This is a genomic window from Streptosporangium sp. NPDC049078 (assembly GCF_040648855.1).
Taxonomy (GTDB): Bacteria; Actinomycetota; Actinomycetes; order Streptosporangiales; family Streptosporangiaceae; genus Streptosporangium.
In genome coordinates, this window is the sequence record NZ_JBEZEL010000002.1 from 427435 (window position 1) to 439548 (window position 12114).

The 12114-nt window shown below is 70.0% G+C and carries 11 protein-coding genes; 3 read left to right on the forward strand and 8 right to left on the reverse strand.

Annotation, left to right across the window (positions count from 1 at the left end):
• Positions 1–34 precede the first annotated feature (34 nt).
• The gene (locus AB0B90_RS04865; RefSeq protein ID WP_362920818.1) at positions 35–1333 is read left to right on the forward strand and encodes a DUF2252 domain-containing protein; all 1299 of its coding nucleotides are present in this window, start codon (positions 35–37) and stop codon (positions 1331–1333) included.
• A 10-nt stretch (positions 1334–1343) separates the two neighbouring features.
• Here the strand turns inward: AB0B90_RS04865 and AB0B90_RS04870 are convergent, their stop codons facing one another.
• From AB0B90_RS04870 to AB0B90_RS04890, 5 genes are all read right to left on the reverse strand, one after another.
• Positions 1344–2330 carry an ABC transporter ATP-binding protein gene (locus tag AB0B90_RS04870; RefSeq protein WP_362920820.1) on the reverse strand — a complete coding sequence of 329 codons (987 nt, stop codon included), beginning with the start codon at positions 2328–2330 and terminating at the stop codon, positions 1344–1346.
• Between the two features lie 109 nt (positions 2331–2439).
• Entirely contained in the window at positions 2440–3450 is a 1011-nt protein-coding gene (locus AB0B90_RS04875; RefSeq protein ID WP_350944742.1) for an ABC transporter ATP-binding protein, read from the reverse strand.
• A 13-nt stretch (positions 3451–3463) separates the two neighbouring features.
• A complete protein-coding gene (locus AB0B90_RS04880; RefSeq protein ID WP_350944743.1) occupies positions 3464–4381 on the reverse strand; it encodes an ABC transporter permease in 918 nt (305 codons plus the stop codon).
• Positions 4382–4464: 83 nt separating this feature from the next.
• Complete coding sequence (locus AB0B90_RS04885; RefSeq protein ID WP_350944745.1) at positions 4465–5499, reverse strand: ABC transporter permease; 1035 nt, start codon at positions 5497–5499, stop codon at positions 4465–4467.
• 6 nt (positions 5500–5505) lie between these two features.
• Positions 5506–7179, reverse strand: a complete 1674-nt coding sequence (locus tag AB0B90_RS04890) for an ABC transporter substrate-binding protein (protein WP_350944746.1) — start codon at positions 7177–7179, stop codon at positions 5506–5508.
• 507 nt (positions 7180–7686) lie between these two features.
• Here AB0B90_RS04890 and AB0B90_RS04895 point away from each other — a divergent pair.
• The gene (locus AB0B90_RS04895) at positions 7687–8448 is read left to right on the forward strand and encodes an SDR family oxidoreductase (protein ID WP_362920823.1); all 762 of its coding nucleotides are present in this window, start codon (positions 7687–7689) and stop codon (positions 8446–8448) included.
• Between the two features lie 6 nt (positions 8449–8454).
• Here the strand turns inward: AB0B90_RS04895 and AB0B90_RS04900 are convergent, their stop codons facing one another.
• The 3 genes from AB0B90_RS04900 to AB0B90_RS04910 all read right to left on the reverse strand — a co-directional run bounded on the left by AB0B90_RS04900 (position 8455) and on the right by AB0B90_RS04910 (position 11099).
• Positions 8455–9288, reverse strand: a complete 834-nt coding sequence (locus AB0B90_RS04900) for a hypothetical protein (RefSeq protein WP_362920825.1) — start codon at positions 9286–9288, stop codon at positions 8455–8457.
• A 512-nt stretch (positions 9289–9800) separates the two neighbouring features.
• Positions 9801–9998 carry a DUF397 domain-containing protein gene (locus AB0B90_RS04905; protein WP_350944751.1) on the reverse strand — a complete coding sequence of 66 codons (198 nt, stop codon included), beginning with the start codon at positions 9996–9998 and terminating at the stop codon, positions 9801–9803.
• Positions 9999–10316: 318 nt separating this feature from the next.
• Entirely contained in the window at positions 10317–11099 is a 783-nt protein-coding gene (locus AB0B90_RS04910) for an SDR family oxidoreductase (protein ID WP_362920827.1), read from the reverse strand.
• Between the two features lie 87 nt (positions 11100–11186).
• Between AB0B90_RS04910 and AB0B90_RS04915 the strand changes: the two genes are divergently transcribed.
• Entirely contained in the window at positions 11187–12038 is an 852-nt protein-coding gene (locus tag AB0B90_RS04915) for a helix-turn-helix transcriptional regulator (protein WP_350944754.1), read from the forward strand.
• Positions 12039–12114 lie beyond the last annotated feature (76 nt).

The window sequence follows — 12114 nt, forward strand, 5'->3', positions numbered from 1 at the left end:
CGGAATTTCGGTCCCGCGACCTAATCTGCCCACCATGACCACCGATGGGCGCTCGGCGCGCATTCTCGACGTCCTCATCACCGAGTTCGGTGACTCCATGAAGCGCGACCCCGCCGCCTTCCGGCGCAAGTTCCGGAAGATGGCCGCCTCGCCCTTCGCCTTCTACCGGGGCAGCGCCTGCCTGTTCTACGCGGACATGACCGGCGAGTTCGCCGACGACACCTTCCTCGACGACCAGACGCGACGCGTCTGGATCCACGGCGACCTGCACGCCGAGAACTTCGGCACCTACATGAACGCCTCGGGCGTCCTGGTGTTCAACGTCAACGACTTCGACGAGGCCTACGTCGGCCCGTACATCTGGGACCTGCGGCGGTTCGCGGCCAGCGTCGCGCTCATCGGGTACGCCAAGGCGCTGTCGGACGACGTCATCGGTGAGCTGGTGACCGGGTTCGCCCACTCCTACCTCTCCGAGTTGCACGGCATCTCGGAGGGCGGGGACGACGCGATCGGCTCGCTCACCCTGGAGACCACCACCGGCGTGCTGCACCGGGTGCTGCAGCACGCACGGCTGAACACCCGGGTGGCGCTGCTGGAGCTGGAGACCACCATCGAGAACTTCGACCGCAGGTTCGCCGTCATGGACGGCCGCTACCCGGTGGACCAGGAGACTCGCGAGGCGGTGGAGGTGGCCTTCCGCGACTATCTGACGACCCTTCCCACGGTCTCCGAGATCGAGCACACGATCAAGGACTTCGCGCTGCGCACCGGCGTCGGGATCGGCTCGGCCGGGCTGCCCTCGTACAACATGCTTCTTGAGGGCCACACCCAGGCCCTGGAGAACGACGTCATCCTCTACATGAAGCAGGCCCAGGTGCCGGCCGTCGCGCGGTACATCACCGACGAGAAGGTGCACGGCTACTTCAAACACCAGGGCCACCGCACCGCGGAGTCACAGCGGGCCCTGCAGGCGTACGCCGACCCGTGGCTCGGCTACACCACGCTGAACGGCGTCGGCCAGATGGTCGCCGAGGTCTCCCCCTACTCCGCCGACCTGGACTGGGGCGACGTCAACGAGCCGGACGAACTGTCCTCGGTCATCCGCGACCTGGGCCGGGCCGTGGCCAGGATGCACTCGGTGGCCGACGACGAGTCCAGCCACGACCTGGTCGACTTCTCCACCGAGGACGCGATCGTGGCCGTGATCGACGGCGACACCGAAGGCTTCACCCGCGGCCTCGTCGAGTTCGCCCACACCTACGGGGCACGGGCGAGGGCCGACCACGGTCTCTTCGTCGACCTGTTCAGGAACGGCCGCCTCCCCGGTCTGTGACCTCTCCCGGTCACCGTCTCCCGTTTTCGACCTCCACCCCTCGGCGGGCCTCGGCATGGTGGCAGGCGACCTGGGCCTCGGCCGAGGAGGGCAGGACGGGCAGCGGCCGTGACACGCACAACCCGTCGACCCCCGCCTCGGCCGCCGCGCCCGAGGCGAGGACCTGGCAGCGCGGATGGAAGCGGCAGCCCGGCGGGACGCGGATCGGGTCCGGTGGCTCGCCGCCCAGCACCACGGGTGACGGCGACTCCGGCAGGACCGAGAGCAACGCCTGGGTGTACGGGTGCGACGGCGCGGTGAGGATCCGTTCCACGGGTCCGGCCTCGACGATCCTGCCGAGATACATCACCGCGACGCGGTCGGCGATGTTCCAGGCGAGCCCGAGATCGTGGGTGACGACCAGCGCCGACAGGCCGAACTCGTCGCGGAGGCGGAGCAGCAGGGCGAGGATCTCGCCGCGTACCGACGCGTCCAGCGAGGCCACCGGCTCGTCGGCGACCAGCACCCTGGGCTCCAGCGCGAGGGCTCCCGCGATGACGACGCGCTGGCGCTGGCCGCCGGACAGCTCGTGCGGGTAGCGGCCGAAGAACCGTTCGGGGGGTCGCAGCCCGGCGCGCGACAGCGCGGAGGCGACCCGGTCCGCCTCCGCGGGCAGCCGGTGGATGCGCGGCCCCTCGGCCACCGCCTCGTAGACGGTGTGCCGGGGGTTGAGCGATCCCGTGGGGTCCTGGAGAACGAGTTGCACCTCGCGCCGATGGGCCCGCAGCGCGCGTGAGGAGTAGGCGAGCGGCGTCCCGCCGTACCGGACCGACCCCGAGGCGGGCCGCTCCAGGCCGAGCAGGGTGCGGGCCAGCGTCGTCTTGCCGCAGCCGGACTCGCCGACCAGCGCGACGATCTCCCCCTCGCCCACGGCGAGGTTCACCCCGTCCACCGCGCGGGCGCGGCGCCCGCGCGAGGCGAACTCCACGCGCAGGTCCCGCGCTTCGAGCAGGGTCATCGGGCCTCCTCGGGAACGCCGTGGACACACGCGTCGCGCGGGATCATCGGGCCTCCTCGGGAACACGGGACGCGGACGAAGAACTCCGCGCCCCGCGTTTCCGGCGGGGTCATCGGGTCTCCTCGGGGACGTGGACGCACGCGGCGGTGTGCGGCACCTCGGCGCCACCCGGTCCGGTACGGCCCACGACCCTGAGCTCGACCGGCTCCGACGCGCACGAGACGAGCGAGACCGGGCAGCGGGGATGGAAGGAGCACCCCGCGGGCAGGTGGGCCGGGTCGGGCGGGTCACCGCCCAGCCCTCTCGGCGCCATCCTGGAGGCGGGGTCGCCGACGGTGGGGAACGCCTCGGCCAGCGCGTGGCCGTAGGGGTGCCTCGCGTCCAGGAAGACCTCGCGCGAGGGACCGGACTCGACCACGCGGCCCGCGTACATCACCGCCAGCCGGTCGCACGTCGCGGCGAGGACCGAGAGGTCGTGGGAGATCATGATGAGGCCGATCCCGTGTTCGGCGATGAGCGAGCGGATGAGCGAGAGCACCTGCGCCTGGATCATCACGTCCAGCGCCGTGGTCGGCTCGTCGGCGACGATCAGGCGCGGGGAGCAGGCGAGCGCCATGGCGATCATCACGCGCTGGCGCTGCCCGCCGGACAGCTCGTGCGGGTAGCCGCGCGCCCGCCAGGCGGGCAGGCCGACCTGTTCCAGCAGTTCCGTCGTCCTGCGCCGCGCCGCCGCGCCGGTCGCCATGCCGTGCACCCGCAGCGGCTCGGCGATCTGGTCGCCGATCCTGCGCACCGGGTTCAGGGCGTGCTGTGCCCCCTGGAAGACCAGGGAGGCCGACGCCCACCGGACCGCGCGCAGCCGCCCCCAGCTCATCGTGAGCACGTCCTCGCCGTCCAGCAGGATCTCCCCGGACACCAGCGCGTTCTTCGGCAGCAGCCGCAGCAGCGACATGGCGAGCGTCGACTTGCCAGAACCCGACTCACCCGCCACGCCGAGGGCCTCGCCCTCCGCCAGTCCGAGCGAGACCCCGCGCACCGCGGGGACGTCTCCGGTCGCGCTCCGGTAGGTCACCGCCACGTCGCGCAGTTCGAGCAGGCTCACGAGACCTCCGGAGACCATCGGTCGAGTACGGTCACGAGACCCCCCGAAGACGTGGGTTGAGTACGGTCTCCAGAGCGCGCCCGCAGAGGGTGAACGCCAGGACGACCAGGATGATGCACAGACCCGGCGGCAGCACGTACCACCAGGCGCCCGAGGTGGCCGCGCCCCAGTCGTAGGAGGCGCGCAGCATGCCGCCCCACGACACCTGGCCGGAGTCGGCGCCGAGGAAGGCGAGGGTGGACTCGGTGACGATCGCGCCGGCGACCGTGAGGGTGGTGTTCGCCAGGACCAGCGGGGCGACGTTCGGCAGCACGTGCCGGGTCATCACGTGCCAGTGCCCGGCGCCCAGCGCCCTGGACCTCTCGATGTAGGGCCTCGCCTCGACCGCGAGCGTCTGCGCCCGGATCAGCCTCGCCGTGGAGGCCCACGAGGTCACCCCGATCGCCAGGATGATCGTGGAGGTGCCGCCGCCGAGTACGGCCGCGAGCACCAGGGCGAGGACCAGGGCGGGCAGCACCAGGAACCAGTCGGTGACACGCATCAGCACGGCCGAGACCCAGCCGCGGAAGTGCCCGGACGCGATGCCGAAGACCGTACCGATCACCATGCTGAGCAGCGCGGACATGAACCCGATGAGCAGCGAGACCCGCGCGCCCCACAGGAGCATGAGCAGGACCGAGCGACCGGACTCGTCGGTGCCGAGCGGGAAGCCCGCGCTCGGCGGAGCCATCTTGGCGCCCGTCGCCCTGGTCACGTCCAGGCCGGACGGGTCGGTGACCAGCGGCGTGACGAGGGCCGCCAGGACGGCGACCAGCAGGATCGCCGCGCCGTACAACCCGGCCCTGTCGCGGCCGTACGCGCGGCGGAACCGCGCGAACGCGGCGCGGCGGCGCGTCCTGGCGATCGCGCGCCGAGTCGCGGAGTCGTCATCGGCGGTTCGCGACGTCATGGCGGCTCCCTCGGCGGTTACCGGTGAGGCCGCCTCGCCTGCCCGCTTGCCGCTCGTGTCCCTCGTGTCCTCCTTTTTCGTGCTCACGCCGACCTCACCCTCGGATCCAGGACGTGGTAGACCACGTCGGCCAGCGTGTTCATGACGATCACCGCGACGCAGACGAGCATGAAGGTCCCCTGCATGACCGCGTAGTCGGGTCCCCTGATCGCCTCGACGAACAGCAGGCCGAGACCGGGCCAGGAGTAGACGAACTCCACCGAGACCGCGCCGCCGACCACGAAGCCGATCTGCATGAACACCAGGGTCACCGTCGGCAGCAGCGCGTTCGGCACCGCGTGGCGCCGCCGCACGTCGTCGTCGCGCAACCCCTTGGCGCGGGCGGTGGTCACGTAGTCCTGGCCGATCTCGTCCAGCAGCGAGGAGCGCATGACCAGCAGGTACTGCGCGTAGACGACGGCGACCAGGGTGAGGCACGGCAGCACCAGGTGGTGGGCGACGTGCAGGAGGTAGAGCGGCCCGTCGGGCGCGTCGACGTCCCGCATGCCCCGGGTGGGGAACAGGCCGGGTATCGGGCCCGCCCCCGCGGCGAGGACCATGAGCAGCAGCAGCCCCAGCCAGAAGGTCGGCACCGACCACAGGGTGAGCGCGGTTCCCGTGGAGAGGCGGTCGAACCGCCCTCCGTGCCGCCAGGCGGCCCTCGTGCCCTGCCACATGCCCAGGCCGACCGCGACGGCGAGCCCGGTGCCCACCAGCAGCAGTGTGGGCCCCACCCGCTCGCCGATGAGTTCGGCGACCGGCCTGCGGTACTCGTACGAGGTGCCGAGGTCCAGCCGCAGGGTTCGCAGCACGAAGTCCAGGAACTGCTCGCCCAGCGGCCGGTCCAGGCCCATCTGCCGTCTGAGCAGGGCGAGCTGGTCGGGGGTGACGGGCACGTCGCGGGTGTAGGCGATGGTCGGGTCGCCGGGGATCAGGCGGAACAGGAAGAACGTCGCGACGATCACCAGCCCGATGCCGAGCAGCGCCCCGCCGAGCTTGCCCAGCGCGTAGCGGACCACGGCCCGGCGGGCACCGCCCTCCTCGATGCCGTCCCTCATCCCCTGCGGTGTTGTGAGCATCGGCCGCTACTCGCGGTCGTCGACGGAGGCTCGGCGGCGCCGCAGGAGGAAAACCCCGGCGCCGAGAGCCAGTACGACGGCCGCCGCGACGGCCACCACGGTGCCGGTTCCCGAACCGCTCCCTGCCGGGGCGGCGACGCGCTCCACCGCACGCAGCGAGTAGACCGGCCAGTAGCTGCTCCCGCCGTACAGGATGCCCCTGTCCTCGGGGATCGGGGTGATGGCGGCGATCCGGTCCTTGCGGTAGCCCTCCAGGTTGTTGGGATAGTAGAGCGCGACGACGGGGGCCTCGGTGTAGAGCCGCTCCTGCATCCGCTTGATCAGCTCGACCCTGGCGGCCCGATCGAGTTCGGCCAGCTGGGCCTGGTAGAGCCGCTCGTACTCCTTGTCACAGAAGAACGACTCGGTGCCGCCGCCCTGGCCGCTCGCGGTGGGCCTGCGGCTGCACAGGTGGGTGGCGAGGACCTCCTCCGGGTCCGGGTTGACCGACCAGCCGCTGATCGCGATGTCGTAGAGGGCCGTGCTGCCCGTCTCCTCGGTGAACTTGTTGGAGTCGAGCTTGCGGGTGGTGACCTGAATGCCGATGTCCTTCAGCCAGCCGGTGAGGAACTGGGCGATCTTGTCCTCGACGGGTTCGTCGGTGTGGATGCTGAAGCGCATCTCCAGCCTGCGTCCGCCGTCGGGCATGGTGCGGATGCCGTCCGCGCCCTTGGGGTAGCCGGCTTCGTCGAGGATGCGGTTGGCCTCCGCCAGGTCGAAGGCGACGGCCGCCTCGCCCTCGGCCTTCCAGAAGAACTCCTGGTACATCGGCGGGACGATCGAACCGTCCGCGGGTACGGCGAGACCGTTCTGCGCCTGCTCGACGAGGGTCTTCTTGTCGATCGCGTGGTGGATGGCCCGGCGCACCCTGACGTCCTTCAGCGCGGGGTGCCCGTCGCCGATCGGCTCGCCGTCGGCCGTCGCGGCGCCCGGGTTGAACTGCAGGTAGGCGGCCCGGCGGCCCTGGGTGTTCCACTGCGTGATGTTCGCGTCGTTCGCGAGGGCCTGGAACTGCGGGCCCTGCAGGCGGCCGATCCAGTCGATGTCGCCCTTCTTCAGACCGGCGATCGCCGCCTCGGGATTCTCGTAGAAGACGACGTGCAGCTCGTCGATGCCGGGAGCGCCGCGCCAGTACGACGGGTTGGCCTTGAGCCTCACATAGGCGTTCTTCCTGTGCTCGACGGCGATGTAGGGGCCGCTGCCGACGGCGGGATAGGTCTCGTTCTCGTAGGTGCCGATGTCGGGGACGCTCTCCCAGACGTGCTTGGGCATGATCGGGATCGGCAGCTCCAGCATCGATGCCTGAGGCTTTTTGGTGGTGATGACCAGGGTCCGGTCGTCGGACGCGGTCACGGTGTCGAAGTTCTCCACGGCGGGGCCGTTGGCCGTCTTGGCCCCGTCATCCGTCATGATCTTGTTGAAGGTCCACGCGGCGTCCTGGGCGGTGACGGGCCTGCCGTCCGACCAGGTGGCTCCGGCACGCATGGTGAAGGTCCAGGTCAGCTTGTCCGGTGAGGTCTCCCACGACTCGGCGAGGTCCGGGCTGGGCTTCAGGGTCTTGGAGTCGGGCACCGTGAGGAAGCCGTACATCCAGCGGTGAATCGACGTGGAGACCACCCGGACCGCCAGGAACGGGTTCATCGAGTCCACGCTCTGCGTCGCGCCCAGCCGGACGATCCTCTTCTGCGGCTGTGGCTGCGACTGCGACGCCCGCGCGGCGGAGAGAGTGAGGGGCTGGGGAGAGGGAGGGCGTTCAGGAGGTGGGGGGAAGTGCCTTGGAGACGACGGGAGGTGCACCGGGAGTTCCGGGGGTTCCGGGGGTGAGGCGTGCGCCATGGGAAGTGCCGTTGTCGAGAGTGCCATTGACAGTCCCAGGCTCAGCGCCGCCAGGCGCGCACCCCTTCTGAGCATGCCGTACCCACCTCCGGATCGGTGACTCCCTGACAACGAAGGCACACCATACAAACAGTGCGTGTCAACGGGCGGTGGAAGATTGTTTCACTCTCGTTTTATTTGGCGACATTATTTTTCAGATTCCCTGGGACGAATGCCGACAAAAGGGATTTTTATTCGAGAAAAGGGCGGCCGATGCGCTGCACCGACCGGCTGGTATGGACGAGGTCGGCGGGGTACGGCATGCTGCGGAACATGACTCTGTTCTCGGTGGAAGGCAAGACGGTCGTCGTCACCGGCGGATCCCGGGGAATCGGCCGGATGATCGCGTCCGGGTTCGTCGACGCGGGGGCCACGGTCTACATCTCCTCGCGCAAGGCGGCCGAGGTCGGCAAGACGGCCGCCGAGCTGGGGTGCACCGCGATACCCGCCGACCTGTCCACGCAGGAGGGGGTGTCCACGCTGTTCGAGGCGGTCGCGGAGCGGGAGTCGCGGCTCGACGTGCTGGTCAACAACGCCGGGGCGACCTGGGGAGCGCCGCTGGAGGAGTATCCCGAGCACGCCTTCGACAAGCTCTGGGGGATCAACGTCAAGGGCGTGTTCCACCTCACCCAGCGGTTCCTGCCGCTGCTGCGCGCCGCCGCGAGCCCGGAGGACCCGGCCAGGGTCATCAACATCGGCTCGGTGGACGGGCTCCGGGTCCCGGCGATGGAGAACTACGCCTACTCTGCGGCGAAGGCGGCCGTGCACATGCTCACCCGGCACCTGGCCCAGCGGCTCGCGGGAGAGTCGATCACGGTCAACGCGATCGCTCCCGGGCCGTTCGAGTCGAAGATGATGGCCTTCGCGCTCGACGACCCGGCGATGCGCGCGGCCGTCGCCTCGCACGTCCCGCTGGGCAGGATCGGCAGCCCGGAGGACATGGCCGGCACCGCGATCTTCCTGTCCTCACGCGCCGGCGCCTACCTCACCGGGACCGTGATCCCCGTCGACGGCGGCATCTCCGGCTGCGCGTAGTTTTTGTCAGATCGCCTTGGCCAGGGCGGTCGCCAGGTTCGCGGCGGCGTCGGGCGCGTAGCACAGGAACAGGTAGGGCTCGGCGAGCTCGATCTCGATGAGCGCCGGGCTGCCGTCGGCCAGCCGGACCAGGTCCACCCGGGCGTAGAGCAGTTCGGGAAACTCGCCGAGCACCTGCTCGGCGAGCGCGAACTGATCGGGATCGGGGGTGCGGAGCTCCCCGTGACCGTCGCCCTGTCCCGGCCTGGTGGCGTTCTCGGTCAGCATCGGGCTGCGCCGGACGGCGTGGCTGAACCGGCCGCCGAAGTAGAGCAGCGAGGTCTCCCCCTCGCCCTCGACCATGTCCAGGTACGGCTGGATCATCGCGGTCCGGCCGTTGGCGGCCAGCTTGGCGGCATGCTCCTCGGCCAGTGCACGGTCCGTGGTCCTGATCGTGTCGCGGGCTCCGGCCGAGATCGACGGCTTGACCACGTACTCGTCGAGGTACGGGAGGTCCGCGGCCTCGCCCGGCGCGACCCAGGAGGTGGGGATGATCGGCGCCTTCAGGTCTTTCAGATAGACCTTGTCGGTGTTGCGTTCCAGCACGGCGGCCGGGTTGAGCAGCCGGGTGACGGACTCCACGTGGCGCGCCCAGTCGAGGAATTCCGTACGCCTCGTCACGTAGTCCCAGGTGGTGCGGACCACGACGGCGTCGAACGCGGCCCAGTCGACCTCGGGGTCGTCCCAGCGCACGATGTGACCGGTGATCCCTTGATCGGCCCAGGCGGCGACGGCGATTCCCTTCTCGTCATCGACCTTGTCCGGATCCGTGAAGGTCACGTACGCCACGGAAGCAGGCATGGGGTATCCCTTATGTCAGTATCAATTGGACATTAGGCACCTTACCTATGGCCGTGTTGTCGGCTGCGGGCCGGTCTGGGTCGTGTTCTTGGGTGGCGGGTGAGTTGGGTGTGCGCTGCGACTGTTTCCGGCTGATCCGAGGTGCGCGCTCCGGTGGGCGGGTGCTCCGGCCGGCCGTCTCGGTTGCTCCCCGGTGTTTCAGGCCTCCGGCCTGCTCGGGCGCGACGGTTGCGGGCTTTTATACGCCGGCCGGAACACCCACCCACCTCCGCGCTCCCCCACCCCGCCGTACCGCGTGCGGACCGTAGTCGCTCACTCTCCGGCCGCCCAGTGCCCTCTCCGATGCTGAAGCCCTCACGACGGGACCACCCAGAGTCGACCGCCGTAGCTGACGCGTATCTCACGCACCACTTCAGGGTCGATCAGGTACGGGCAACATGGTCGATGTCGTCGGAGCAGGCGAAAGACGCAGACCGGACCGGCCCGCTGTGGAACTTTGGTTGCGCTATGGCCTACGCGCCGTTTTTCAGGTCGGTCACGAATGCCGCCCAGGTGTTACGGGCGAAGACGAGCTTGGGGCCTTCGTGGTCCTTGGAATCCCTGACGGCCACTGCATCACCCAGGTCCGCGACTTCGACGCAGTCTCCGTTGCCTCCGCTGAGCGAACTCTTTCGCCACACGGCTTTGGTCGGGTCTACCGGGTCGGACATCGCACGGCCCTTCCGCTGGACACTCACACCAGGTTGTTTGACGCGTTCATCAGCATAACCGCCGTATCCGCCGGACTGAGTGCCGCTGCTCTGAGGTAGTCGAACACCGCGACGTAGCGCCGGGTTCCCCCGGTAGTCCGGCAGGCAATGCGCCGTCGGGTCCGGCGCTCGTGCCCCTTGTGAGGCAAGGGGCACGTCTTGCGGGGGCGCCGACTGCGGTCCCTGGCCGGGCTAACCCGCAGGCGATGTCTGTCCTCCGAACCGGCCTGTCCCTAGAGCCGGTCTCGGTAACCGCTCGAATCACGGATTGGCCCGGACTCAGGCGCCGGCGCCGCCGTCCACCGGCACGATCGCGCCGGTCACCATCGAGGCCCGGTCGCTGAGCAGCCACGCCGCCACCTCGGCGACCTCGCGAGGCTCGGCCATCCGGCCGAGCGGGATGCTCGCGTTGATGCGCTCGACGACCCCCGGGGACACCGCCTCCCACTCGTCGATCATCTGCGTCGCGGTGCCGCCGGGGGTGATGCCGTTCACGCGGACCCCCTGCCGTCCCCAGGTCACGGCGGCGGTCTCGGTGATGCTGTTGAGCGCGCGCTTCATCGCGCCGTACGCGGGGAGCTCCGGGTTCGCGCGGCGGCTGCCGATGCTCGAGGTGTTGACGATCGCCCCGCCACCGCCCCGGCGCATGAGCGTGGCCTCGGCTGTCATCGCGGTCCAGTGCGCGCGGAAGTTCACCGCGAACTGCTCCTCGATGTCCTCGTCGCTCGTCGTGTCGAGCGGTCCGGGCTGCTGGATCGCCGCACCGTTGTTGAACGCGCCGTCGAGCCGGCCGTGCAGCTTCTCGACGTGGTCGACCGCCGCGCGGATGCTCGCCCGGTCGGCGAGGTCCACTGTCACGGCGTCCGCCACGCCGCCGTCGGCGCGGACCTCGGTGACGATCTGCTGGAGGGCATCGGTGCTGCGGGCGGCGAGCACGACGGCGGCCCCCTCGGAGGCGAAGAGCCGGGCCGCGGCCGCCCCGATGCCGCGGCTGGCGCCGGTGATGAACACGACCTTGCCGGTGAGCAGGCCGATGGGTGCGATGTCGATGGTGTTCGTCATGACGGCAGTGTCAGGTCGGCCACCAGGCCGGATACAGGCACAGGCAGTACCAGGATCGGCCGCCGCGCGGCGTGCAGACTGGGAGTCATGGACAAGCAGGAGCTCGGAGCCTTCCTCCGGAGCCGCCGCGAGCGACTCCAGCCGCGTGACGTCGGCCTGCCCTCGGGCTCGCGACGCCGGACACCGGGTCTTCGCCGCGAGGAGGTGGCGGTCCTCGCGCACATCTCCACGGAGTACTACGTCCGGCTTGAGCAGGGCAGGGCACCGCGCCCGTCCGGCGAGGTCCTCTCCGGGATCGCCGGCGCGCTGCGGCTGACCGACGCCGAGTCCGATCACCTTCACGTCCTGGCGGGCACCGCGCCAAGCCGTAGCGGACTGCACCGGCGCGACGTCCGCCCGAGCATCCTCGCGCTCCTCGAACGGCTGCCGCAGACGGCCGCTTTCGTGACATCCGCCGTGTTCGAGGTGCTCGCGTGGAACGACCTCATGGCCGCGCTCATGGAGGACTTCTCCGCGCTCGACCCCAAGGACCGCAACCTCGCGCGCAAGGCGTTTTTCGGATCGGCGCGCGCCGACGCGGCGCTGTACGGGGTCTCCGACGCCACGGAGTTCCGGCACCACGTCGTCATGGGACTTCGATCCGCCCTCGCCCGGTACCCGTCCGACCCCGCGGTGATCGAACTCGTCGACGAGCTCCGCGACGGCAGCCCCGAGTTCGCCCGGCTCTGGGAGCGGCACGACGTGCAGGCCGCGCCGACGCTCACGAAGACCTTCCGGCACCCGGTCGTCGGAGAGGTCACCGTCGACTGCGACTCGCTCACGCTCGCCGACCGTGACCAGAACCTCGTGCTCTACAGCGCGCCGCCGGGATCCCGTGACGCCGAGATTCTCGCCCTTCTGAATGTATTGGGAGCCGAGAGCTTCAACGCGAGCAGATAGCGCAGATGACTCTGACGAAGCCGGAAGTCCAGGCGTTCGTTCGGTGTGCACGGTCGACCTCCTGTCAGCTCTTGGG